Below are 26,475 nucleotides of genomic sequence, written 5' to 3'. Positions count from 1 at the left end.
TCACTTCAGCCAAAAAAGTAGGGTAGGATGGAACAATATACCAGCGTTTCTAAGTTTATTAAAAAGTTTTCACTCGTATTTGGAGGAATTTTCTTATTTCTATTTATATTCCGGCTCATTTACAGTTATGCGGTCGGTCCTGAAACGAATATTGTAAACCAAGAACAAGGTTCTTCTATCAATTTCGACTATGGGCGTAAAAACTACGCCTCCGAAAAGTTTTATGCTCCTCAGGACAAGACTACGATCTCTGCATCTTCTCAAAAATACGAGAAGGTGGCCGCGGTTTCTTCCAAAACTTCCGAGTTCGAGGAGAACGAAAAGAAAACACGCAAGATGGTAGAGGATGCCAAGGGTGTCATCCAATACGAACAAAGATCCGGACTTCCCGGCAAAAGAACATTGCAGTTGGGAATTGGAGTAAACCCGGACGAGTTCGATTCCATGGTTGAATCCATCCAGACAATCGGAGTTATTGATTCTATTTCCGTGAACAAGACGGACAAAACGAACGAATACAAGAACATCACCGCTACTCGGATCTCTTTAGAAAAATCTAAAGCAGGGCTTTTGGGTTTAAAGGGAAAGAACGGAAAGATAGAAGAATTGATCTCTTTGGAAAAGGAAATTTTAGAGATAGAGGGTAAAATCCAAGACCTAGGGGTGAAGTTAGGAGAATTCGATCAGGAGAATGAATTTTGCACGATCAAATTTACCTTAAAGGAAACAGGTGCCGTTTCCGGAGGATTTGTTACTTTATTGAAAAAATGTAAAATATCCTTAGAGTGGACCATCAAATACGGCCTATTATTCTCTTTCTTATATGCATTTGCAGCTGTAGGAGGATGGATCACTTGGTTTTTCGGAACGAAAATTTTAAATTACCTGAGATCTAAAGGAATTCTTTAAGTATATTGTTTCGCACGGAGTTCACGGAGAATACAGAGAGTTTGATGTAGGAACTCCAACAGGATCGGAATCGGATTTGATTTTCCGTATAGGAGTTCCCAAAGGATCAAAATCTAACTTGATTCCGCGTGTTGGAACTCCTACAAATAAATCTCCGCGGCTCTGTGTGAAAATAGTCTCTGAGCCCTTTAAACTCAGTGACCTCTGTGTGCTCCGTGCGAAATAAACTTTAATTTAAGTTCGATTTCGAAAAGAAAAACTGCAGAAGTTTCCTCATTTGATTTGTAGGAACTCCAGCACCCAGATATTCTCCATCCACCCAGATCTCGAAATGTAAATGGATGTTTTCGTCATTCCCTTTTGCTTCTCCCATGAGACCTGAATTGCCAACGTTGCCTATCTCTTCACCCGCTTTTACCTTTGCTCCGGGTTTGATCCCTCTTTTAATCGAGGAAAGATGATTGAAAGAGGTCATAACTCCGTTTCCATGATCGATCCAAACCTGTCTTCCTCCAAAATCTTTTTCCACATAAGTAACTCCGTTTTTCTGAGCTAACGTGGAATATTTTTGGAATTCCGAAAGTGTCATAGGAGAATAATCCAGATCCGCGCGGATGATGGTTCCATCTGCGGGAGAAACCACAACATCATCGAAGGTCAAACGTCTAGGTGGACCGATCTTCTCTCGTTTATAATAAATGTCTAATCCTTTGTGGATCCCGTTCCTGTATTCTCTGGGCGCGCCTGGAAGTTGATAATCTTTTTCCGGAAGAAGTCCGTCCGGAACAGGGTATTGATATCCTGTGAATTTGTTGGAAATCGAATTTAGGACGGTTCCATTCAGCAGGATCTTAAATTCTCCGATCACGATACTCTTTTCTTCCGTTTTAGGAAAATATAATCTAAGAATGGATGCATCGATCGGAGGAAGATTATGATGGTTCACTAAGTCCACTCTATCGTTCTTAAAAATAGTTTTCCAATTTTCCTGGTGAAGGACTTGGATCTCGTATTCTTCTGCCGCTCTTTTTCCCCGGAACATAGGCACTAAAATTTCTATTGCATTGATCAGTCTTTTGGAACCGAAATCTACGATGATCCATTCCGGTTTATTCCCACCGGAAGAATACCAATAAGATTTTGGATTGGAATCGAATAGATTGAAAGCTCCATATTCTTCATCGTAAGAAGAAGACACGGAATAAGAAAAAGGAGCCACTGTCACTTTTCCGAAGTCCAAAAAATCCACTTCGGAACCCAGTGAGCCGTAAGACTTGGGAGCTGCGGATAGACCGAAAGAAAGAGCCGTAAATAAAAGACAGATTTTTCGGATCATATTAAGATGAAAAAGGTTCTCCCGGATTTGGTCCTTTACCTTGTTTGACGAGGGACTTTGCCTCATCCAGTTTCCAAGAATCAAAATATCTTTTATCCTCCTGGCTTAGATCCGGACGAAGTGCGATCGGATTTCCATTTTGATCCGCGTAAATCCCTCTTCTTCCGAAAAATCTACCCCCTGCTTCTTGCGGTTGCACTACCTTCTTCTTTTCTCCCCTCATTTGAAATGCAAGTTTTGCATTTTCTACATAGGATCTCAGTTCTGGAGGATCTACAGAGATTGTATGGTCAGGTCCGGGAAGTGTTTTGTCGAAGGTAAAATGTTTTTCTAAAACGCCTGCGCCTAACGACACCGCCAATGCGCCAGCGATACTTCCTGCAGTATGATCCGAAAAACCTAAAGGACCATTGAATATATTTTTATAATATTCTATAGTTTGCAAATTCGCTTTTTCTGGAGGGGTGGGGTAAAGAGAAACACAATGGAATAATACCAGATCCTTTACTTTTTCGGATTCCAAGAGTTCCAATGCTCTAATAACTTCGAAACCTTCCGCTGCGCCGCTAGATAAGAATAAAGGAAGTCCTGTGCTTGCACATTTTTGCAGAAGGTGTTTGTTTACGATATCTCCGCTCGCAATCTTAAGAGCTTTTACTCCTATATTTACTAAAAGGTCTACGCTTCCAGGATCTAAAGGTGTGGAGAAAAAGAAAAGGCCTTCTTCCTTTGCCGTTTTTTGGAATTCAGTGTGCAATTTTTCGGAAAGCTCGTAGGTCTGGAAAATATCCACGAGAACTTTCGCCTTAGGATTTTTAATATCTAAAAAGTTTTCGGTTCTGTAGGTTTGGAATTTTACCGCATCCGCACCCGCCTTTTTTGCAGCCTGGATGGTCTTCTTTCCTAATTCCGGATCTGCGTTATGATTCAATCCAATCTCGGCGATTATAAACGGGGAAGAATCCGGACCGATTTCCCATTTTTCTTCCAAACGAAAACTTTTTGAAAAAGACATTCTTTCTCCTGAAATGAGAGGTAATACCCTTAAGACTAAGATCGGAATACTTAGCCGGAAAGGGAAGGATGATTTCTCTCGGAATTCAGTCTAAGTAGCAAGGCAAGAAAATAAACATAGATCTGTTTGTTGGAGCTCCTACAAATTTTAGGACAGAAATCGATAGGAAAAAAATCCGATTTTGTGCGATGGGTTCGGGGTACCACCGACCAGCCCCCGCCCAGAAAGGGCGGGGAGATTTTCTACCAATATCCGATTCCCCAAACCTAAAAATTTATTTCTCCGGAAAGATCCGATTCGTATTTAAAAGTTCATAACTCAGATTTAAAAACGCCTTAGCTTTCCGCTCATATTCGTCGCAGGTTTCCTTGATAGAGGCGCACTTGGACTTGCTCTCACTCCAAGGCATTGGATACGCTTCTCTTAGTTCCCCTTCCGTGGACCTATAAAGTGCATATTCATTCTCGATCCAACCTATTACGCTAGAAAATGCAAAATAAGAACCGCTCGTTTTGGGTTGCGGAGAATTCGAAAGCAGATCCCTACCGAAGGAGGAAAATTTTACTTTTTTGCCCACAAGCCCCAAAATGGTCGGAATCACGTCCAATTGAGAGGAAATTTTAGGATCTAATCCCGGTTTTATATATTTGGGAGAATAAATTAACAATGGAATATTACGATCTTCGAATGGATTTAGATCCCTATGATGCGTATGATCCGCAACGAATATGAAGATGGTATTTTGGAAGTAAGGGGACTTTTCCGCCTTCTCCATAAATCTGCCGATGGACTCGTCCGAATAGGAATAGGTATTAAAATAGTCGGAATCTTTCATCGTTTCCGGATAACGATGTCTCGATGTCTCAGGAACCTGATATGGATAATGTGTGGTAAGCGTGAGACTGACCGCAACAAACGGTGGTTTCGCGTTTGAGATCGTCGTATGCAATTCTTCTAATACGTCGCCGTCATAAAATCCCCAGGCTCCCGATCTATATTTCCCTGTTTTTTCGATTTCTTCTTTTCCGATGATCGTGTCGAAACCCCAATGAGGAAAAAGAAAACTCATATTATCAAATCCTACATCTCCTCCATGCACAAAGTAGGTGGAATAGCCGACCGTTTTTAATAAAGACCCAAGGCCGCCGAAATTTCCTAAAACCTGATGAGTCCTCACCACTGTGATACCGGGACGATCCGGAATGCCTGTGAGCACTGACATTAAGCCGTTTACGGTTCTTCCTCCTGTGGCAAAAAAATTAGGAAAGTATCTGCCTTTTTGCGATAGGGAGTTAAAATAAGGAGCAAGTTCTTTTCCGCCAACGATCCCATCACCGTTCGGCTTAAGGAATTTTCCTGTCCAACTTTCCAGAAGAATGAGAACTATATTCGGGGGAGTTTCCTTTCTGGTTTCCGAAGTTTCTCTTAGAAGCGGATATTCGGGATCTATAAACTTTGCACCCGCGTAATCGATCTCTTTTCGTACGATTCGAATCGATTCTTCTTTAGACATTTGTAATTCGGGCAGAATGGACTTGGACTTAAGGTCCATAATGGTTGTGAATACTCCGTTTAACGGAAGTTGGTTTAAAAAAGGATTTTCCGAATGAATAGCTTCCGTGGATCTTAACGGTCGGGGTTGGACACCTCCTCGGAACAAAAGTAAAACTAGGATGATAGAGATCGGGATCTGTGCTAATTCCCCGTATTTATTTTCCGGAGAATATTGATATCCATTGTATTTTACAAAAAGATAAATTAGTGCGGGAAGTCCCGTAAATATTCCGAGCAATCCCAGGACCACTTTTAAAGTGTCGTTTTTGATCCCGGCTTCTATCAGTATAAGTAGGTCTTTTCCTAAAAATACGAATCCTTCGTAGCCTAGGTGTTTGTCAGCCTCTCCGAAATAGATCGTATCTCCGATCAGATGTCCGGTCATCCATAAGAATAATGGAATAGGAAGAATTCCCCATACATATCTATAGTACTTCCAGCGATTCGGATAATGAAAGGAAGATAAGATCCAGGAGATCCCGATTACGATGGAGATCACACATAGATCAAAACGAATCCCGATCAAAAAGGAGTTGATTACTTCGCTGATCGAGGAATTTCCCAGTTTAGGGAAGTAGATAAAGAGTAATACGAATCTAAAAGCGGTTAAAAGGATCAGAAAACAAAAAGAGTAGAATAGAATTATCCTAAGGTTTGCAGGTAGCCTTTTTATCATTCTTAATTCCAGCCTAAAAATTTAGAAAAATGGAAAACTAAAAAAGAGGAACTATATGCAAGAATCGTCATGTAAGTGAACATGAAGAACGGCCAGAAAAGGGAGTTTGTCTCTTTTTTCACAACGGCAAGAGTGGACATACATTGGCAGGCAAATGCGAAAAATATAAGTAAGCTGAGTCCGCTTGCGATCGTCCAGACCGGTTTTCCGGTTTCCGGATCCTTGTCTTTTCTGAGAGCGGATCGTAGATTTTCATCTTCGGAATCTTCTCCTTGGACACCGTATACGATCGATAATGTGGATACCATTACTTCTCTCGCTGCAAACGAAGTGATGATCCCAAGTCCCATTTTCCATCCGAAACCGATCGGTTCTAAGACGGGCTCCATCATTTTTCCCATTCTACCTGCGTAGGATTCGGAAATTTGTAAGGACTTCGCTTGGGTCGGGTTTAAATTTTCGGTTTTGGAAACTTCTACCCTTGGATAATTTGCTAAGAACCAAAGTATAATGGAGATAAATAGGATTACTTTTCCGGCATTTTCAAGGAAGGCTCTGATCTTCTTATAAACCGTAAAAAATAGACTTTTGAGAGAAGGCCATTGGTATCTCGGAAGTTCCATTAAAAAATAAGCAGGTTCCGATCTGAAAAAAGTTTTTTTGAATAGGAAAGCGGCTCCCATGGAGGCGAACATTCCTAATAGGAAAAGACCGAATAACGCTAGAACTTTAGGGGAGAAGATCCCGAAAATCGGCTCTGCGGAAAATACAGTACCTATCACTAAAATATAAACCGGATATCGGGCGGAACAAGTGATCAAAGGAGATACTAGGATTGTCGTAAGTCTGTCCGCTTTGTTTTCGATTGTTCGGGTACCCATAATTGCAGGTACTGCGCATGCCGCACTGGAAAGTAATGGGATAAAAGATTTACCGGAAAGCCCGAATTTTCCCATGAACCTGTCCATTAAGAAGGAAGCTCTCGCGATATATCCGCTTTCTTCCATGATCCCTATAAATAAGAATAACAAACTGATCTGTGGAACGAATACCAAAACAGCTCCGACTCCACCTATCATTCCTTCTTGGATGAGGGAACGCACCGGTCCGTCCGGTAAATAATTCCCGGTCCAATCGGCAAGATCGCTAATTCTTGCTTCTATCCAATCCATGGGCACTTCCGACCAGGTGAATAAGAACTGAAATACCAAGGCCATAATCCCTAAAAAGACGATAATTCCCCAAATAGGGTGGAGAAGTATTTTATCCGCAAATCCAAGTATACCTTTTTCGGTTATCTCGGAGCCGGAGACCGCCTTGGATAAAAGTTTTTTGATCCAGATGGATCTTTGGACTAGTTCTTCTCCATAAGAGAATTCTAATTTAGACTTTTGCCATTCGGAACGAATGAATTTTTTGGTTTTTTCCGGGAAAAAATTAGAAGAAGGAAGTCCAGTTTGAAGGATCTCTCCGCTAAATTCTTTAAAACTATTCTCCAATACGAATCGGACCGAATCCGGATCGTCAACGGAAAGTTTGGATAGTACGGACTCTATCAGTGCGGTCCTTTTTTTGTCCCAGGAAAAATCCGGATTTGGGATCTTATAAGAAGAAACGTCCATCAAAACTTTTTCAAAAACTTCTACACCTTCTCCCGATCTTGGATTTACGAAATAAAAAGAAACTCCAAAGGCCTTGGATAAAACTTTTAGATCTAAATGAACTCCCTTCTTTTCCAAGGTATCGTTCATTGTGACTGCGACGATCATTGGGATCTTGAGAGAAGATACCTGTAATAAAAATTGGAGCCCTCTTTCTATCGCAACCGCATCCAATACAAAAATGAGTTTGTCTTCAGCTCCTCTGGAAAGTAGAATGCGGGTTGTTACCTGTTTGTCTTCCGATTCTCCGCCTAAACTATAAGCACCGGGAAGATCCACAATATGGACCGTTGTATCTTCCGTATGGATACTTCCTTCCGCTTTTTCAACGGTTACGCCATGGTAGTTCCCCGTTTTTTGTCTAAGTCCGGTTAGTCTATTGAATAATGTGGATTTGCCGCAGTTCGGATTACCTGTAAGTAAAACCCGGAACTTCTCCGTTTTGTGTTCCAGAGCCTGTATTTCAGTATTTAATAATTTCATAAACTAATTCAATTCAAGAAGGTCCGCTTCCATTTTTCGAATGGCCAATCGGACAAGTCCCAATTTTACGATCATCTTGTCCTGGTCCTGGAATTTTCGGACCACGGTGATCTTTGTCCCCGGAAGAAACCCCATATCTAAAAGATTTCGGATTAGTCCCGTTTTTCCGTATTCGTTTTTGATTCCGGTGATCTTGCCGGATTCTCCCTCTTCTAATTCGAAAAGTTTGGATTTCATTTGATAAATTTTTCCCTATCCCGGATCAGATCCAGTTCCGGCGCGAAAGATTTGATATATCTGTCAAAATATAAGATTTGTTTGATCAAAAGTCCGAATTCTTTAGGGATCTTTAATCCGTTACGATCGGAGATATCCCTGAACTCGAAAAGGATAGCGTTCATCTTTTTTTCGTCGAAGGCGTCCAATTCCCCCATTTGAATATCTAAGACCATTTTACTCATCTGATCGAAAACCGTTTCCAGGTCCTTGGCTAATTTTTTCTCGTCTATCCCTTGGGCAGTCCCATCCATACGAACTAAACCGTTTGCGATCCGATCCGTTCTATTCAATGCAAGTCCTTCCAAAAAGATCATTAGGCCTTCCCAAACTTTGGAGGAAATCCTTCCCACGATCCCGAAATCGATAAAACCTACCGTTCCATCCCTAAGGATCATTAGGTTTCCTGCATGTACATCTGCATGAAAAAATCCCGATCTTGAAAGTGTGGAAAACCAAATCTCCAAAGCATCCGAAAGCGTTTTAGAAGGATCCTTACTGAACTTGCGCAGAGAGGTTTCGTCGGTGATAGGAGCTCCATAAAATTTTTCCATGACCAAAACTTTTTTGGTGCTGAGTTCTTTATAAATTTTAGGGACTCTTGCTCTGGTCTCTCCGTTGGAGAGAAGGTATCTTTCGAATTCTTCGCAATTGTTTGCTTCTTTTATAAAATCTATCTCTTCTAAGATCGAGGATTGGAACATTCCCACCATTTCGGAAAGTCCCGATTTATTCAGGCCGGGTACAAAAATTTCGAATAGTTTAGATGCTAAGAATAGTAGGTTAAGATCGGCTCCTAACGCACTTTCTATATCCGGCCTTTGCACTTTTACTACTACGTCCAAGCCGTCCTTGGTCACTGCGGAATGGACTTGCGCAATGGAGGCGGATGCCATCGGTACGGGATCTATACTTTGGAATAAGTTTTGAAAATCTCTACCCAGTTCTTTTTTTAATACTTTCCGGACATCTGAAAACGGAAGTGGTCGTACGGAATCCAAACATTTTTGCATCTCCGTTACGATCTCTTCGGGAAAAAGAGAAGGGGCCGATGCGATAAATTGGCCCAATTTAATATACGTTGCGCCTAATTCCTCAAACGCTTCTCTCAATCGGACCGGAATATTACGGGATCCACTTCCTCCAGTGGCCAAATCCTTTAAAAGTAGGATGGTTTTAGTGGAAAAAACATAACTGCTGGTCACTATACGACTAGCGCTGTTTACCCCTTGCAGAAGTTGGTCTAGGAATCCTGGCATTTCAGCTCCAGATTAAGATAACTTGAAAGAAGCACAATCCAAATCAAGGAGAAAGGAACCTCCATTTGGGATAAAGGAACCCGAAGAAGGGTACTCGGGTCTATTTTGTATGTTCAGCCGAGAAAACCGTATTTTGGTTTACGGGAGCGGCGAGAATTAGAGTATGGCTCTCGAACGATAATTTCGGTCAGTGGTATGAGTGGCGAATCGGTTTTATTGCAAGAATTAGAAAAACTCGAACTGAACGACCTAAAGAAGACCGCCTCTCTCTGGAACATTCCCAAGCTCCCGTTCAAAGAAAAGAATAAGAACGTTAAGTTTCTTTTCGATAGTTTTCTCGACGAGTTTTACCTCAAAGGTGTACTGGAAAAACTCACCGTACTCCAAGTTAATATCTATACCTCTATCTTAAAAAATAAGAATGTCCTCACTCTGGGAGAGATCTCCCGAAAAGTAAACATTCCGCCAATCAATGTGGAGATGGAACTAAACCTTCTCCGCAAATACCAACTCGTATACCAAAGAAAAAACAGAGAAAGACTTACCAATAATCTGGATAAGTATCATGCGTATGACGAGCTGGCTGCTCTAGTTTCTTTAGATCAAAATCTCAAAGGGGACAAATACAAAGTCTCCGTCGAAAAACTTCTAGATCGCAAGAAATTGACCGATATTTCCAATGAATGGAAAAAGGCCGTCAAGGCCCCTGCAAAAATAGATAGTATTCGTAAGTTTATCACTCATGCGACTTCTGACGAGGCGTATGAGGCGGCTATCCAATCCTTATCGGAATTGGAAAGAGATACCGTCGTCAGGATCTATTTAAGCGGTGGTGCAGCTGACGCGGACGATATCAGAAGTTTTATCGTGATGAGCAGGGGCAAATACGAGACTATTATTCCTTCATTAGTCGAAAAGGGAATGATCGCCGATGTTTGTTTCGTAGAGGAGAAGTTCGTTAGGATCTTCGCTCTTCCGGAAGAACTTCTTAAACATATCCAGAACAATCCGATCCTTCCTTCCGTTAAAAAAGGAACTCGCCAGAGACAGGAAAAACTCGCCACCAACGAGTTGGACTTCTTCTTAAATACGAAAAAGTTACTTTCTTATATCAGCAGAAAGGGCTTGGTTCTCGCAAAATCCGGCAAGGTTAAACAGGCGGATCATAAAAGAACAGAGCAGGAATTATTAAATCCGGACATCAGTATTTTCCCAGAAAAAAGCCAGATCTATCAGATGGAACTGATCCTTCCGATCCTGAAACTTTTGAACCTGGCGGATATCAAAGGGGAGAATATCATTCTGAGAGGGGATCTGGACGGTTTTCTCAGCAAGGATATTTTCGAGATCATGAAACTCGTCATCCATGAGGTGAACGAGGCCAGAATGAAACGGGTGAATCCTCCGGAAGTTTTCCAACCGACGGAAATGCCTTTTTACGATAAAATGATCTTGGACAAATGTGTAAATCTGATCATCAAGTCCAAACGTATCCATCTTTCCGTTATTTTCTCGAATATTATCAGGGAACATTTGATCTTTAGCCCTGGCTTCCGCACGAAAAATTTCCAGACGGATCTAGCGGATCTTCGTAAGGAGATCATGAGTGCGATCTTCTATCTGCATTTATTCGGATTATTAGAAGTAGAATATCCGAGCCGTTTCCTGACTCTTTCCAAGCTGGGAGAATATTTCTTCCAAACGGGAGAGTTGGCAGGAGTTACGGAGAAGGGTGGAATCACGATTAACCCGGACTTCTCCGTGATCGCGTTCCCGGAAAAAGTTTCCATATACGGAATTCATCTTTTAAAAGCCTTCACAGAACTCAAAGACTACGATAGGGTATATACTTTTGTTCTGACCAAAGAAGCCTATCAATTAGGAATTCTTTTGGGATACAAAACGAACGAGTTTGTGGATTTCTTAAAAGCATCTAGCAAAGCGGAACTTGCCCAAAACCTTCTATTCTTATTGGAAGACTGGGGTGGGAACCTGCCTGTGGTGGAAGTCGCGGAAGATTGTGTCCTTGTACGCACGAAAGACCAGAATGTAATGGAACTTCTACTTGGACAGATCAAAGGCAAAAAAATCGTTTTGGACGAGATTGGACCAACCGCAGTGCTTGTGGACAAAACTCGTGTCCAAGACGTAATCACAGTCGCTGAAAAACTGAATCTGATCATCAATTTAACTAGATAGTTTTTTATTTCACACAGAGGGCACGGAGTTCACTGAGGTGAGTTTCGTTGTTTGGAGATCTTTTGTTTTTGTCTCCGTGATCTCTGTGTTCTCCGCGCGAAACACCGAAATCGGAAAGTTTTTCAATCCGGGGTGACTTTGATCTTGGTTTTGAATTCCCATTTGCGGAAGGGAGCTAAAGCTTGTAGCCTTTCTTCACTCACGAAAAAAAGACCTTCCCCGAATTTAACCAATCCACCCTTATAATGGGCGTATTTGGTTTTGTGATCGATCAGACCTATTTCTTTTACCTTATTCCAATCATCACAAGTTTTCAGGGTGGGGACTCTCCGGAGATACAATTCCTTGATTGAACCGTCCCTTACAGAGTCCCTTAAGATCTTTTCCCATTCCATATATAGCGCAAATTAGAATAAATTCTCTAAAATGCAACTAAGTTTCGAAATCTTCTTTTTCTCCCGAAATTCCGGGGTGTGACTTTCAAAAATGAAAATACTCTGCTTGGTTTTTCAGATCCTCGGACAAATGGGCGAGGCCCACAGAACCGGAACTCAATTCTTCCGTGGAAGACGCGTTAGATTGGGTCAGGTCGTTGATACTCGAAATTGTTTTCGAAATTTCTTCGACTGCCAGTTTTTGCTCTTGGATCGCAGTTTGGATACCTTCCGATCTTTCCTTCACTTCCTGGCCTTTTTTGTTTACGATACGATTTCGGACCAATTGTTCTCCCATCACGGAAGATACCTCGTTCATCCGGATATAGATGGTCTCTATTCTTTGGATAATCCCGCCGATCACGCTTACCGTGTCCCGGATATTGCTGACCCCGATCCCTATCTCGGTCTCGTTTGCTTGGATGATATTTTCGATCTCCTTCATGCTGTCGGAAGTTTTGTCTGCGAGTTTGGAAATTTCGTCTGCGACCACTGCAAATCCTTTTCCTGCGGCACCTGCTCTTGCTGCTTCGATTGCTGCGTTCAATGCGAGAAGATGGATCTGTTCCGAAATGGTTGTGATGATCTCGATCACACCTGTGATCTGGTCCGAACTCTGGGAAATTTTGCGGATACTTTGGTCAGTCAGTTCCAAAGATTTTCCGCCTCTTCTCGCCTCGTCCGTGATCTCTTTTACATGAGAAAGAGTGTTTTCCAGATTTTCAGAAGTGGCTTGGATAGAAGAAGAAAATTCAAACATCTCAGAATCCAAAGAATTTAAAAGACTGACCTGCTCTTTTGTTCTGTAAGAGATCGCATCCATTCCGGCGGAGATCTCCTCGATAGAAGCGGAAATTTCCTCCGAGGCTGCCGCTTGATTTTGCGCATTATCCGAGATGGTCTTTAATGTATTCGACATTTCCTCGGAAGAATTTGCCAGACTATGAGAGGCATCGAAAATTTTCTGAAGTACCGCTTTAACTTTACGATTGAACTCGTTGATACTAATCGCCATCTCTCCGATCTCGTCCCGGGAGAGAACATTGAGTTTATGGGTCAGATCTCCTTCCGACATTTTTTCGATCAGGTTTTTGCTATCTCTTAAAGGTTTTAAACTTTTGGAAAGAATGAAGTAGATGATAAATCCGATTACAAACAATCCGCTAAAGGAAATCGCCAACATATAGAAGATAGTCGAGATCGCTTCTTTGGAAACCTCTTCATTTACGATGGTTACGAAAGATCTAAATCCGTACTTTTTGTTCGTATGTACCACCATGGATTTATAAGCGCCGTCCATGACGTACTTGATTGGGACCCCGTCTTGCGAGTTCGTGAAAAATTTTGCGAAAGGGAGATCCTCCATCTTTTTTAATCTCATATTTTCGCTGATATGATTTAAGAAGGTCATCTTAGGAGTGAGAAGTCCCGGGTAACCCGTTTTTCCGATTTTGATGGATTGGATGACCGGATTTGTAAGATCTCCTATCCGAACGGAGAATACCAGAAATGCCTTGGAGCCGTCATTTAATTCAAATTCTCTAATATATAAAATGACGGGAGAACCGTTTTGGGGTGAATTGGAAGGTTCGCTAAAGAAGAATGCCTTTTCTTTATTTGTATTTCTGATCTCATCCGCTCCCGGAAGTTGGAATGCGGATGTTAAGGGAACGATCGTACTACTTGCTAAAGTTCCTGTCCCTACGGAATGAGAAAACCACTCTCCCGTTTCTTTCCAGACAGCTATTCCTTCGAATCTTTGGCTGGATCCTAAAAAATTATTTAGAAAATTCTCCGCTTCTTTCCATTTTTTTTGAGAGACCAGAAGACCTAAGGTTTTATTTCTGATGATGAGTTCCGCTTCTTCTTCCGTGTCCTCATAGATTCCCTGGGTAAGGAGGTCTAAGGTATGAGCCACATTCAACATCTGGTTTGTATACGCATTCTTTAAAGATTCAAAATTGAGTTTGTAAACTACCAGAGAAACTCCGATCGCCAAAACTAGAACGATGGAAAAGAAAACCAAAGCCAAGGTCCGGGTCAGATTGAGTTTAACCAACGACTCCAATGAAATAGAACCGAAGAGATCCGTATTAGCTAAATTGTCCTTTAGCCAATCGGTGATAAGATAAAAATAGACTGCGCTCGCAAGTCCTCCGAAAACGATCAGTCCTAAAAGAATGGAATAATCCGTTTTGCTGATAGGCAAAAAGATCCCGAGTGAAATTACAAAAATTCCACCTCCCATCCAAATCCTAACCAGGATGTCCAATGCGTGAAGAATGGGAAGTCGAAAGACGGTCTTTTGGGCCCCGATAACCGTATCTCGAGTTACTGCCCCTTCCGCAAATTGTTTGGTATATTTTCGTAACGGTTTTAATTTATATATGGAAGAAAGTGAACTGGTGACGAGCCCAAGGACAAAAATCGCTCCCATGACGAACCAAAGTGAGGGATCCGCGTCCTTTAGATCTAGGTCCATAAAATGGACCAAAAATACGATCGCAAATGGAGTTCCGATCAGATACCCTAAACCTTCCGTTAAGAACAGAAACCTAGCGGAGAATGCGGAAATTTCTTTGTTTATATTTTTCATGCGTGATCCTGGTTGATTTTTTTTCGACCTAGTACGATCTAAAAAAGTTTCTTTTAAAAAGCCGACAAGGTGAAACTTTAAATTTGGGAAGGAAAAATTGATATTTGATTCTTTTGATAAGCGGATCGCTGTCGTGGGCGATATTCACGGATTCTGGACTTGGGTCGATACGGAATACTTTTCCAAAAGCAATTACGATTCTGTGATATTCACCGGAGACCTGGGAAACAATCTCCCGGGCAATACGAACAAGGTCGCACAACTCATCTCTAAAGTTCGGAAACCAAAGTATATCATTTTAGGAAATCATGATACTACTTCTATCCCGCAATTGCTTATGGAAATCACGAATGCCACACCTAATATGGGTTACTTAAGTCATACGTTCCATCTGCTTCGATACAAAAAGCTGCTTAAGGATCTGGGTGATACCAATGTATGCCAGTACAATCTTTTCGATATGAGCAAAGGGCTTTCCCTTTTAGGAGCTAGGCCTCTTTCTATGGGAGCTAGGTTTAATTTTCAAATATTCCTTAAGTCTGTTTTCGGAATTTCTTCGTATGATGAGTCTGAGCGAAAACTTCTGGAATTGATCCAGGACATTGATTTTCAAAAGCAGGATCTGATCGTTCTTGCCCATAACGGTCCTGCCGGTTTGGGAGTTAGGGCGCACGATATTTGGGGTTGCGATTTTAAAAGTGAGGAAGGGGACTTTGGAGACAAGGACCTAGGAAATTTTATCAGAAAGATCGTGGATCAAAACAAAAGACCAAAAGTAGTGATCGCAGGTCATATGCACCATTCTTCCAGAAAGTTAAGGGTAAAGACAAGAATTTGGAAAAAGAAAGAAGAAGGTATACTGTATCTAAATCCGGCCAGAGTCCCTCGGATCTTTTCGGATAAAGAGGGAAATATCTGGCACCATCATGTCGAGTTAACTAGAAAGAACGGGACCTGGGATGCGGAGGCGAAATATTTGAAGAATGGAGTAGAGGAAAGTTTCCCCCTCCCAGAGTTTCTTGAGAGGGAGAAAAATCGGATAGAAGGATAAGACTGAATTATTCCGAGAAAGAATCCAGCTTTTGTTTTACTTCCTCGTTTAAAGGCTGCTTTTTGTGGAAATCGTTTAACAGTTTGAGAGCCTCGTCCCTTTTTCCCATATCGGAATAGAGTTCCGAAAGTTCCACTACAGGGCGAGGGTCCATCGGAAATTTTTTGTGAAGATCCACATAAATTTCCTCCGCCTTGTCTCTTGCACCTTTCATCTTCAAAGAAGAGGCTTTTCCAAGAAGTGCAAAATAATCCTCACCTTCCGAAAGAATTCTATTAAAACATTCTAATGCTTTATCGAATTCTCCCATACCTCTTAAACTATCAGCGTATCTGTTGATGATTAGTTTATTGTCCGGATCGAATTCCAGAATCCTTTCCCAGAACTCGTTCGCTTTACGGAAATCTTTTTTGCCGCGATAAGATTCCGCCAAACCGTAGAGTGCGAAGAAGTTCCTTGGATCCAGGTCCGCCGCTCTGCGATAATAGCGGATCGCCTCATCAAAGTCTTTGATCTTACGATAACTGTTACCGATCTCTGTCAGGATCTTGATATTATCCGGTTGGATAACCAACAGTTTTTCCCACCAGCTAATTGCGTCTTTGTATCTTTGGCAGGCAAAGAATAAATGCCCCAAACCTACGATCACATACTGATCCTTAGGATTGATCTGCAGAGCCTGCATATAATATACTTCCGATTCTTTGAAGTTTTTGAGTTTTCTGTGAGCGTCCGCAACTCTACTTAAGATGGATGCGTCCGTGATCGTAATATGTCGATATTCTTCGGCTACTTCGATGACCCGATTGAGTAGGTTCATCTCTCTATAGCAGTTCATAAGTCCCATTAGGGAAAACTTATTGGATGAATCTTCTTTGATACATCTGTTATAAAAATCCAGAGCCTGCCTGAATTCCTTTCGTTTAAAATGAAGGTCACCCATCCCGACTAAACCGTAAGTATTACTCGGTTCTTTAGCCAGAAGTTCCTTCAATTTAGATTCGGCCTTGTCCCATTGTCTGCTATCCAGAAAACGGTAGGCTTCTTTTGCCAGACTTTTGATCTGAGCAAAATGTGAATCTTCTTCTTCCTTTCCTGCTTGGGGTTTTTCAATAGGCTCGTTCATCGGACCGACGTTCCTTTTTAAATTTAGAAAGAAGATCCGTGAGATTCTTCATTCAATTTTTTATTTAATATTACTTTGACGGATGAGTAAAGGTTTTCCTTGGTACTAAATCCGTAAAGAAAATTTGAAATTGGAAAAAAAGAGAGAAATCTCGGTTTGCAGCGCATAAAATAATGTGAAAGTTATAGTCCATTCTTCCTTCTTGACAGGGCCCTTACTTTGCATGGAATGGATTCTAACGAGGGAAAGATGCCGAAAACCGAAGCAAAAATCTCCGGTGCCCGCTTGATGGTCGAACTCCTGGAAGAATACGGAGTGGATATCGTCTTCGGATATCCCGGCGGAGCAATTCTGCCGTTTTACGACGAATTATATAAAAGTACTAAAATAAAACATATCCTAGTCCGTCACGAACAAGGCGCTATTCACATGGCGGAAGGGTATGCTCGTTCCACCGGAAAGTTAGGGGTATGTATCGCTACTTCCGGTCCAGGCGCTACGAACCTTGTTACAGGACTTACTGACGCAAAACTAGACTCGGTTCCTATTCTTGCAATCACCGGTCAGGTCGCAACCAACGCGATCGGGACAGATGCCTTCCAAGAGGCGGATATTTATGGGATCACGATCCCGATCACAAAGTACAATGCACTGATCAAATCCGCAGATGAGATCGCTAGACATTTCCAAGAGGCGACTCTGGTCGCTTTAGGCGGAAGACCTGGCCCGGTTCTTTTGGATTTCCCAAAAGATGTGCAGACCGAACTCACCTCCGTTCGTAAAGCGGATAAACTTAAAATAGATCCTAGGCATTATCAAAAACCTCCGATCGGCGGAGATCTGGATTCTTTTGCGGCGGCATTGAATAAGGCGAAACGACCTCTACTTTATGTGGGAGGGGGAGCGATCAATGCGAATGCTTCCAAGGAGATCAAGGAGCTTGCGGAAAAGGGGAATATCCCTGTTACCACGACTCTTATGGGAATCGGCGCTTTTCCGGGTACTCATCAACTTTCCGTAGGAATGCTTGGAATGCATGGGACCGCTTATGCAAACAAGGCAGTATTAGAATGTGATTATATTCTAAATTTGGGGGCTAGGTTCGACGACCGTGTGGCTAAGCCGGGCGAGTTTGCGGAGAATGCTGTTCGCGCTCATATTGATATCGACACTGCGGAATTTAACAAAAGGGTTTCTGTGGATTATCTTCTACACGGAGACTTGAAAGAAGTCCTAAAAGCCCTGATCCCAAAAGTGAATAAGGTGGATCGTCCTGATTGGGTCGGATTTTTAGACACATTAAAGAAAAACCATCCGTTAGAATTTGATGATTCTACCGACACCATTAAGCCCCAGGGTTTCCTTCAAAAATTGTACGAAAAAAGTAAAGGGAAGGCGATCGTTTCCACGGATGTGGGACAACACCAGATGTGGGCAGCTCAATACTATCTTTTCGAAGAAGCGAATCGTTGGTTGACTTCCGGCGGACTTGGCACCATGGGTTACGGTCTTCCTGCGGCCATCGGAGCTAAATTCGGAAATCCTAATAAAACGGTGATCTGCGTGTCCGGAGACGGATCCATCCAGATGAATATCCAGGAACTGGCTACTATCGCGATGTACAAAAAAGGGGTAAAGATCCTGATCTTTAATAATAACTTCTTAGGCATGGTCCGCCAATGGCAGGAGTTATTTTACGAGGAAAGATTCTCCGAGTCGGAATGGAATTATAACCCTGATTTCGTAAAATTAGGAGAGGCTTATTCCATAAAAGGTTTAAGAATTTCTAATAAATCCGAGATTGATAATGCATTGGAATTTTTCTTGGAAGACGACGAGGCTCGGATCTTAGAAGTTATGATCCCAGCGGAAGAAAAAGTATTTCCGATGATCCCAGCGGGTAAATCCCAAAAAGACATGATTGAATTTTCCGACACGGTTCGGGCCGGTAAAAAATGAAACATATCCTAAAAATTTTGGTAAACAATCATCCGGGTGTGATGAGCCATGTGTCCGGCCTATTTACCAGAAGAAGTTATAATATAGATTCTATCGCGGTAGGCGTTACTCAAGATCCTGAGATCTCGAATATGGTGATTGTAGTCAAAGGCGACGATTCCGTAGTCGAGCAGGTAAAACGCCAACTTCTGAAACTTCCGGATGTGATCGAAGTGGAGGACCTAGCGTATCACGACTGTATTAGCAGGGAATTAGTATTGGTTGTAGTAAAAGTAGAGGATTCTAATCGTACAGAAATCATCTCTATCTGCGAAGTCTTCCAAGCAAAGATCGCCGACCTAACAAAAACTACGATGACCATAGAGTTTTCCGGCAATACCAGACAGGTGGAACATTTTCTGGAAATGATGCAGAAATACGGGATCCAAGAAATTGCGCGGACCGGTCAGATCGCTTTAAAATACAGATCTACCTGAACTCTCTAAAAGGGAAAATTTGCCCCGAAGGGCCTATTGTTACAATTTGATTACAATTTGTTTCGGTCTCGGGAATTGATTTCTAAAAAGAAGTATACTAACCTTAAAATGGAAGGATCCGGAGTCCGGATCCTTTTTCTTTTTTACAATTTCGTTTCAGAATTTATTTTTTTGTTCCTTATTTAGCCTTTCCGCATTCTAATTCCCCCCTATGAGTATTAGGGCCCGAATTTCATTATACTTATCCTTAGTTTTATTTTTAGGTTTTGCTGTACTCACAGCGATCAATTCAGTGATCTCTTACCGAAGTTTGCATACGGAAATCGAAGCCGGTTCCGCATTAAGTGCGGAAAGATATACATTTGAAGTGAAAGATTATCTGGATTCCGCTATGGGGATGACCAGAGGTTTCAGGATGCTTCTGATCTTCTCTAATCCTAAAAGAGAAGAGGTTGTGGAAACAATGTTGGAGATCCTCCATCGAAATCCGAAATGGTTCGGGATGTGGGTGGTATACGAACCGGATGCTTTTGATGGTTTGGATGCTCAATATAAAAACAAAAAGGGTCATGATTCTACCGGAAGATTTATCACTTACGTTCATTCCGTAAAATCCATTACGGACGCTGTGATAGAACCTTCCATCAATTACGAGGCGACGGACGGGTCAGCGGATTTCTACCAGATCCCTAAAAAGACAATGGAACCTTTGGTAACGGACCCTTACACGTACACGGCCGGAGGAAAACAAGTGCAGATGATCTCTCTTTGTGTTCCCGTTAGTAATGGAGGAAAGTTTTGGGGAGTACTTGGGATGGACATTACGACTACCCAATTGCAAGAGACGATGGGAAGTATAAAACCGTTCCGTGGTTTAGGATATTTGGCTCTGATCTCTCCAAAAGGAATTTATGCAGCGAACGGAGGTGATCCAAGTTTAGTCGGTAAGGTAATTCCTAACGCGGAAGAATTAAAACTTGTACAATCCAAATCCGAAGAACACGAACGTTTTACTTACGAGTCGGAAGGTTTTACTCATCATTTCTTTCCGTTCAAGATAGGAAAAGGACAGAAACAATGGATGATGCAGGTAAGTATTCCTAATTCCATTTTTACAAAGGAATTATTTAACGTACTTTTACAGAACGCCATTTCTTCTTTGCTCATCGTGAGTTTGATCGTGATCGTTCTCCATTTTATCTTCCAAAAATTGATCTCGACCGGATTATTGAAAGCGATCGGTTTTTCGGAAGAGATCGCTAGGGGGAATTTACTTGCTTCTTCCGATTATGATCGTAACGACGAGATCGGTGCATTATTATCAGCGATGAATACGATGAGAGAACATCTTTTCGGTGTGGTAAAAGAGATAGGAGTGTCCACAAACAAGTTAGCCGGAACAGCGGAGAAAATGGCGGTTTCTTCCAGGAGCTTCTCGGATGTGGCACAAACACAGGCTTCCGCAGCGGAAGAATGTTCCGCCGCAGTGGAAGAATTGGCTGCTTCCGCCCAAAACGTGGGTAGGTCCATGCAAAAGGCGGTCTCTAGCATGAGAGAGATTGACGGTAATGTGATCTTATTAAAAGAACAGATCGCAAGTATCAATGCGGAGATGCAAAGTTTGGTTAGCCTCGCTGCTTCTTCTAAGGAAGAAGCCGTTACCGGGGAATCCGCGATGAGCACTTCTAATCGTGCGATGGGCGCCATCGGGGAGAGCGCCTCCAGGATCAACGAGATACTATCTTTGATCACTGAGATCTCGGAAAAGACGAACCTTCTCGCTTTAAACGCGGCGATAGAAGCAGCCAGGGCCGGAGAAGCCGGCAAAGGATTTGCCGTGGTCGCGGAAGAAATAGGTAAACTTGCCTCCCAAACTTCAAGTTCAGTGCAGGAAATAGGTGGACTGGTCAATTCCACCAATACTGCCGTTTCGGATGGAAACAATAAAATGGGAGAGGCGTCTCAGATCCTACAAAGGATCAAGGAGAGGGTGGACGAATTCGATAAATCTGCGAAAGCGGTCTTGAATTCCGTTAAAACCCAGGAATCCAACACCAAAGAAATCGCGGAAAGTGCAAACTCTTTAATGACCTTTAGTCTCCAAATAGAAGAAGCCGTAACCGAACAAAGAAGAGCAACCGAAGAGATCACGAAAACCATCGTCAATATCTCCGAAGGGACACAGGAGATTGCAAGTGGTGCGGATGATCTCACCTCATTCTCCGGAGATATGCACGGCCAATCCGAACAATTGTCCAATCTGATCGGAAAATTCAAAGTAAGTTAGAAAGAAAAAGCGTTCCAAAATTTCTTTCCATTTTAAGAATGGAGCCCTTATGAGTATTCGGCTTCGGATTTCTTTGTACATTTCTATCGTTCTATTTATCGCATTCTCCCTGCTTGCGACTTATAATTCCTATTCTTCCTATCAAAGTTTGAGAGAGGAAGTGGAACAAAGTTCCGACGTTACTGCGGAAAGATGGACCTATGAAATTATGGAACAACTGAATACTCTTATGGGTTTGATCAGAGGTTTTCGTTTCCCTTTGATCTATGCTTCTCCGCAAAGAGAACAGGTTGTCCAGACATTGCGTGAAATTATGAAACGCAACCAAGATTATTTCGGGATGTGGCTTTGTTACGAACCGAACGCATACGATGGGAAAGATAATTTATATAAAAATAAGCCGGGCCATGACGAATCCGGCCGTTTTATACCGTATTTAAACCGGGCTCGTGCTACGGATATTGTGGATTTGGAACCATTACGAGATTATAATAATACGGATGGCACGGGGGATTTTTATCAGGTCACTAAAAAGACGGATAAGATGACTGTGGTGGGTCCTTACTATTATACGGTAAGCGGTAAGAATATCCTGATGATCTCTCTTGTGGTTCCGATTAGTGCGGACGGCCAATTTTACGGGGCCGCAGGTATGGACATAGACCTGAAAAATCTGCAAGAAAAGATAGGGAATAAAAAACCTTTCCGGAACAAAGGACATATTGCGCTTATCTCTCCCGCAGGATTGTACGCGATCAATGGAGAGAACCCGGAATTATTGGGTAAAAAGATCCCGGATGAGATTGAGCTAAAACAATATCTCGAAAACGTAAATGAAGGAAAAAGATTCGTATATGAGTCTGGTGGGAATACGGCATACTATTTTCCGTTCCATATAGGGAAGGATCCTAAGTTTTGGACTCTGATGGTGAGTATTCCAAATTCGGTATATTACGAAAGTATCGGAGATATTATTTTGAAGGCTGTACTTTCTTCTTTTTTAATATTGGTCGTCGTGTTGCTTGCCTTAAATTTAATATTCGACAGGTTAGTGAGTTCCGGCCTTTTGAAGGCCATCGGTTTCTCCGACGAAATCGCTAAAGGGAATCTTACCGTTCAGAACGATTACCCCGTAAAGGACGAGATCGGCACATTGTTTATATCCATGGATCAGATGAGGGAAAATCTTCTCGGTGTGGTCAAAGAAATGCGATCTTCTTCCGAAAAATTGAGTTCTAAATCGGAGGAAATGGCTGTTTCTTCCAGGAACTTTGCGGATATCGCTCAGACTCAAGCGTCCGCCGCGGAAGAATCTTCGGCAGCGGTTGAAGAACTTGCTGCCTCGGCGCAAAATGTGGGTAAGTCCATGGAAAAAGCCGTGGAAAATACCAAAGAGATTGACGGTAACTCAATGAGATTAAAAGAGCAGATCGTTAGTATCAACCATGAAATGCAAGGTTTAGTTAATCTCGCAGTAGAATCCAAAAGACAAGCGGTGACAGGTGAGAACGCAATGTATGCTTCCACAAATGCAATGGGCGAGATCGGAGAGAGCGCGTCTAGAATTACGGAAATCTTATCTATCATTACCGAGATCTCCGAAAAAACGAACCTTCTCGCATTAAACGCAGCGATAGAAGCAGCCAGAGCCGGAGAAGCCGGTAAAGGGTTTGCAGTGGTCGCTGAAGAGATCGGTAAACTTGCCTCCCAAACCTCGAGCTCAGTGCAGGAGATCGGAGAACTTGTGGATTCCACAAACGACGCGGTGATGAACGGAAACTCCAAGGTGGAAGAAGCTTCCCAGATATTAAAAAAATTGAAACAAAGTGTGAACGAATTCGAGATCTCCGCAAACAAGGTTTTGGCTTCCGTAAAAGACCAGGAAGCGAATACAAGTAGGATCCAAACCAGTTCCAATACCTTGACTTCTTTCAGCATGCAGATAGAAGAAGCCGTTATCGAACAAAAAAACGCGACGAATGAGATCACTAAGACGATTATCAGTATTTCGGAAGGAACCCAGGAGATTGCGGGCGGTGCGGATGATCTTACCACATTCTCCGGGGAAACCCAAATGTTAGCGGAACAACTTTCCAAATTGATAGAAAAGTTTAAAGTGGATTAAGATTCCTGGTTCGCTAAATCTAATATTTCGGAATCTAAAAATAGAACTGATTTTGGATCCCATTGAAAGATCGTCCCGTCCAAGGAACATTTTCCTTCTGCGGCTTTTTGTTTTAGTTTAGAAAGTATCCTTTCTTTTTTCTCCGGAAAGTAATCCAAAAAGTCTTTTAGATCGATCGGAAGAAATATCCTAAAAAGGGATATTAGGATCTCTTCAAATGGATCGGAAGTTTCGTAGAGGTCCGGATTTTTTCCGGTCCCATTGATATAAGCGGAAGTATTTCTTGGGTTGGAATATCTACCTGTAGGCAAAAAGCCATGGGCTCCGGGGCCGATCCCCAAATAATATTCATAGGTCCAATATTTCATATTATGCCTGGAATAAAGTCCCGGTTTGGAATAATTGGAAACCTCATACTGAATAAACCCTTTGGATCCTAAAAAATCAGGCAAATCATGCAGGATTTTTTCCTGTATCTCTTCGGAAGGCGGGGCCATGGTCCCGGCTGAAACTTTCCGGCTGTATTCCGTTCCTTTTTCGACGGTAAGCGCATAAATACTGATATGAGAAACCCCGGATGCTAAGACCGAATTTGCATCTTCATAAAATTCCTTCTCTGTCTGTCCCGGAACTCCGAACATCAGATCCGCACCATAATTTTTTATTTTAGAAGTTTGTAATGCTTCTAAGGTCCTTGTATAGGTCTCCGGATCGAAATATCGATCCAAAAATTTCAGGTTTCTGGGAAGAAAGGATTGTATCCCTACATGAACCCTGTTGATCCCTGCGTCGTATAATCCTTGCAGATAATCCGGTGTCACATCTTCCGGATTACATTCTAATGTGATCTCTGAATCCGGAGAAAAATTTAGATTCTCTTTTAAAAATTTTATAAAATCCGCATATCTTGTGTAGGAGGCTTTGGAAGGAGTTCCTCCCCCGAAAAATAAACTATCAAAAACAAGGTCCCGGTAGTTCGGAAAATTTTTCAGTCTGAGTAGGACTTCTTCTTTATATTTGGAAAATAGACTTTCTTCCAAAGGAGAAGGTTCTAATCCGATCCCTTCCGAATAAAAATCACAGTAGCTACATTTGTGAACGCAGAACGGATAATGTACATAGATTCCCGGTCTGTTCGTTTTTTGTAGGACCGGGAGTCTTGTTTCCAAATTAATTCGTATTTTTACTGACGGAATCCGTTTCTGTTCCTGCAGACGCGGAAGCTTTTTTAGGATTCGGTTTTAAGATCAGATCTACAAGCGGGATCTCGTTCTTTCTGTCCAAAACGGAATAGAGTAATGCCTTTTTGGATTCTAAGGTAGGAGAAAAAGAAAATAATATTTTTAGATTGGATGCATCGGGTAGATCCAAGAATGGCGTTCCGTAATGCAGGCAAACGATCTCCGCTTCGGGGAATTTTTGGGCCAGAGAAGCCGCTAGATCCAATTCGGTTTGAGTGAACGAATTGACGACTGCACGTTTTACTTCTTTCTTTTCCAATTTTTTACGAAGACCTGCAAGATCCGAATTAGAAAGTGAGCGAGATCTTAGATCGGAGACAAACTCTTCTCCTTTTAAGTAGAAAACCGTCTCGGTAGCGGATACTTGTTCCGGAAGGAAAGTTTTAGGAAAGGAAACGATCGCTTTTCTACTTACATCTCTATTTAGAGTATCTTGGTAATATTGAGAAAATAAATTATCCCTATTTTTATCCTGCTCAATAAAATGATTTTTTAATATTTCCGGCAATTCTTTCGGGAACACAGAATTAGCTCTTCCACTTTTGGCAATATCTCCAAACTCCGAAATGATCCCGTATTTTAGTTTATAATAAATTTGTCTTTTGACTGCTTCTTTTAGAAGATCTTTCCCTTCTCTTATTAAGGTCCCTTTTTTATATGCTTTTAAGATCTGGTCTTTCATGGATTGAGTAGTAGGACCCCAGCTAGTCATTAGGACAATATCCGCACCAGCAAGTAGTGCGAGCACACCAGGATCTTCTTTTTGGTAATGTTCGTCTATCGCATCCATTTCCATTGCGTCGGTGATGATGAGTCCTTGGTATTGGAATTCTTTACGCAAAAGATCTCCTAAAATTTTAGAAGAGAGTGTGGCCGGAAAATTCGGATCGATCTTAGGATAAACGATATGCGCGCTCATGATCGCATCCGCACCGTTTTGGATAGAAGTTTGGAACGGGATCAGTTCGAAACTTTTTAATTCTTCCAATGTTTTTTCTATTTTAGGAAGTCCTAAATGACTGTCCACATTGGTATCCCCATGACCCGGGAAATGTTTGATGACAGGAATGGAACCGCCGAGTCTAGCTCCTTCTTCATAAGAAACTCCTGCGTTTAATACGGTTTCTAAATTACTTCCAAGAGATCTGGTATTGATAACCGGGTTGAATGGATTATTATTGATGTCCATGTCCGGTGCGAATAAAAAGTTGAGACCGAGTTTTCTCAATTGATAAGAAGTAACAAAGCCGACTTTTTTGGCCATATCCTTGTCTTTGGTTTGGCCAAGCGCCATGGCTCCAGGGAATTGGGTCACTCCGTCTTTGACACGGATCACTCTTCCGCCTTCTTGGTCTACGGAAATGAGTAAAGGTAAGCCGGTATTTTCTAACGCACTTGTTTGCAGATCTTTGTTCAAAGATTTGATCTCGGACTTGGAGCCCAAGTTTCTTCCGAATAAAATGACTCCGCCGGGTTTGATCGTCTCGATCTCTTTTTTCGCGATCGGATCCAAAACGGTTCCAGGGATCGCAACATGGATGACCTGTCCTACTAATTCTTCCGCGCTGAGTTTAGAAGTAATCTCCTCGGCTTGACGGAGCATTCCTTCTTGGATTTCCTGGGCTTGGAGTTCACTTCTGAATTGACCCAACCAAAAGTATAAGAAGATTAAGAAAGCGGCGGAAAAGCCTGCGATTAAAAACCGTTTGAACATACTTACTAGATCCCAATCGGTTGCGTATTCGTAAAGCAGAACTTACAGCCTTGGTTTTTGGGACCTTACCTGGAATAAATGAGGTCGGATTTGGAGAT

18 protein-coding genes are annotated in these 26,475 nt (G+C 42.1%); 7 read left to right on the top strand and 11 right to left on the bottom strand.

The genetic code is table 11. From position 1 onward, the window contains the following. Nucleotides 1–27: 27 nt before the first annotated feature. A complete protein-coding gene (locus tag LEP1GSC192_RS14030) occupies nt 28–909 on the top strand; it encodes a DUF4349 domain-containing protein (protein ID WP_020770629.1) in 882 nt (293 codons plus the stop codon). A 229-nt stretch (nt 910–1,138) separates the two neighbouring features. On the opposite strand, the gene LEP1GSC192_RS14025 is transcribed toward LEP1GSC192_RS14030, so the two are convergent. The 6 genes from LEP1GSC192_RS14025 to LEP1GSC192_RS14000 all read right to left on the bottom strand — a co-directional run bounded on the left by LEP1GSC192_RS14025 (nt 1,139) and on the right by LEP1GSC192_RS14000 (nt 9,169). After that, entirely contained in the window at nt 1,139–2,245 is a 1,107-nt protein-coding gene (locus tag LEP1GSC192_RS14025) for a M23 family metallopeptidase (RefSeq protein WP_020770704.1), read from the bottom strand. A 1-nt stretch (nt 2,246) separates the two neighbouring features. Further along, on the bottom strand, nt 2,247–3,260 hold the full coding sequence (locus LEP1GSC192_RS14020) for an N-acetylneuraminate synthase family protein (protein ID WP_020770783.1): 1,014 nt from the start codon (nt 3,258–3,260) through the stop codon (nt 2,247–2,249). Nucleotides 3,261–3,534: 274 nt separating this feature from the next. Continuing rightward, complete coding sequence (locus LEP1GSC192_RS14015; RefSeq protein WP_020770861.1) at nt 3,535–5,490, bottom strand: LTA synthase family protein; 1,956 nt, start codon at nt 5,488–5,490, stop codon at nt 3,535–3,537. Between the two features lie 2 nt (nt 5,491–5,492). Next, nucleotides 5,493–7,634 (bottom strand): ferrous iron transport protein B, encoded by a 2,142-nt coding sequence (feoB, locus tag LEP1GSC192_RS14010; RefSeq protein ID WP_020770782.1) that lies wholly within the window; start codon nt 7,632–7,634, stop codon nt 5,493–5,495. Nucleotides 7,635–7,637: 3 nt separating this feature from the next. Next, nucleotides 7,638–7,871: a FeoA family protein gene (locus LEP1GSC192_RS14005; RefSeq protein WP_020770792.1), complete on the bottom strand. Its 234-nt coding sequence runs from the start codon at nt 7,869–7,871 to the stop codon at nt 7,638–7,640. Next, nucleotides 7,868–9,169, bottom strand: a complete 1,302-nt coding sequence (locus LEP1GSC192_RS14000; RefSeq protein WP_020770612.1) for an AarF/ABC1/UbiB kinase family protein — start codon at nt 9,167–9,169, stop codon at nt 7,868–7,870. The genes LEP1GSC192_RS14005 and LEP1GSC192_RS14000 overlap by 4 nt, the downstream gene beginning before the upstream one ends. A gap of 195 nt (nt 9,170–9,364) precedes the next feature. Here LEP1GSC192_RS14000 and LEP1GSC192_RS13995 point away from each other — a divergent pair, with 195 nt between their 5' ends. After that, on the top strand, nt 9,365–11,368 hold the full coding sequence (locus LEP1GSC192_RS13995) for a helicase (RefSeq protein ID WP_020770863.1): 2,004 nt from the start codon (nt 9,365–9,367) through the stop codon (nt 11,366–11,368). A 122-nt stretch (nt 11,369–11,490) separates the two neighbouring features. On the opposite strand, the gene LEP1GSC192_RS13990 is transcribed toward LEP1GSC192_RS13995, so the two are convergent. Then, on the bottom strand, nt 11,491–11,763 hold the full coding sequence (locus tag LEP1GSC192_RS13990) for a hypothetical protein (RefSeq protein WP_010515454.1): 273 nt from the start codon (nt 11,761–11,763) through the stop codon (nt 11,491–11,493). 85 nt (nt 11,764–11,848) lie between these two features. After that, nucleotides 11,849–14,398, bottom strand: a complete 2,550-nt coding sequence (locus LEP1GSC192_RS13985; protein WP_020770689.1) for a methyl-accepting chemotaxis protein — start codon at nt 14,396–14,398, stop codon at nt 11,849–11,851. 97 nt (nt 14,399–14,495) lie between these two features. On the opposite strand from LEP1GSC192_RS13985, the gene LEP1GSC192_RS13980 reads away from it, so the two are divergent. Then, nucleotides 14,496–15,449, top strand: a complete 954-nt coding sequence (locus LEP1GSC192_RS13980) for a metallophosphoesterase (RefSeq protein ID WP_020770885.1) — start codon at nt 14,496–14,498, stop codon at nt 15,447–15,449. 7 nt (nt 15,450–15,456) lie between these two features. Here LEP1GSC192_RS13980 and LEP1GSC192_RS13975 read toward each other — a convergent pair whose 3' ends face one another. After that, nucleotides 15,457–16,575 carry a lipopolysaccharide assembly protein LapB gene (locus LEP1GSC192_RS13975; RefSeq protein ID WP_020770630.1) on the bottom strand — a complete coding sequence of 373 codons (1,119 nt, stop codon included), beginning with the start codon at nt 16,573–16,575 and terminating at the stop codon, nt 15,457–15,459. Between the two features lie 249 nt (nt 16,576–16,824). Here LEP1GSC192_RS13975 and ilvB point away from each other — a divergent pair, with 249 nt between their 5' ends. The 4 genes from ilvB to LEP1GSC192_RS13955 all read left to right on the top strand — a co-directional run bounded on the left by ilvB (nt 16,825) and on the right by LEP1GSC192_RS13955 (nt 23,422). Further along, the gene (ilvB, locus tag LEP1GSC192_RS13970) at nt 16,825–18,534 is read left to right on the top strand and encodes a biosynthetic-type acetolactate synthase large subunit (protein WP_036090303.1); all 1,710 of its coding nucleotides are present in this window, start codon (nt 16,825–16,827) and stop codon (nt 18,532–18,534) included. After that, entirely contained in the window at nt 18,531–19,010 is a 480-nt protein-coding gene (gene ilvN, locus LEP1GSC192_RS13965) for an acetolactate synthase small subunit (protein ID WP_020770835.1), read from the top strand. Before ilvB ends, ilvN begins: the two co-directional genes overlap by 4 nt. 211 nt (nt 19,011–19,221) lie before the next feature. Further along, a complete protein-coding gene (locus tag LEP1GSC192_RS13960; RefSeq protein WP_020770726.1) occupies nt 19,222–21,297 on the top strand; it encodes a methyl-accepting chemotaxis protein in 2,076 nt (691 codons plus the stop codon). 49 nt (nt 21,298–21,346) lie between these two features. Next, complete coding sequence (locus LEP1GSC192_RS13955; RefSeq protein WP_020770606.1) at nt 21,347–23,422, top strand: methyl-accepting chemotaxis protein; 2,076 nt, start codon at nt 21,347–21,349, stop codon at nt 23,420–23,422. On the opposite strand, the gene hemW is transcribed toward LEP1GSC192_RS13955, so the two are convergent. Both hemW and LEP1GSC192_RS13945 read right to left on the bottom strand, forming a co-directional pair. Continuing rightward, complete coding sequence (gene hemW, locus LEP1GSC192_RS13950) at nt 23,419–24,597, bottom strand: radical SAM family heme chaperone HemW (RefSeq protein WP_036090301.1); 1,179 nt, start codon at nt 24,595–24,597, stop codon at nt 23,419–23,421. The two genes, LEP1GSC192_RS13955 and hemW, sit on opposite strands and share 4 nt — an antisense overlap. Further along, nucleotides 24,593–26,377 carry a glycoside hydrolase family 3 protein gene (locus LEP1GSC192_RS13945; protein WP_020770633.1) on the bottom strand — a complete coding sequence of 595 codons (1,785 nt, stop codon included), beginning with the start codon at nt 26,375–26,377 and terminating at the stop codon, nt 24,593–24,595. The genes hemW and LEP1GSC192_RS13945 overlap by 5 nt, the downstream gene beginning before the upstream one ends. Nucleotides 26,378–26,475 lie beyond the last annotated feature (98 nt).

The sequence above is a fragment of the Leptospira sp. B5-022 genome, from assembly GCF_000347035.1.
Lineage (GTDB): Bacteria > Spirochaetota > Leptospiria > Leptospirales > Leptospiraceae > Leptospira_B > Leptospira_B cinconiae.
The sequence above is the reverse complement of the archived record's forward strand: the minus strand, read 5'-3'. Positions and strand labels throughout refer to the sequence as shown.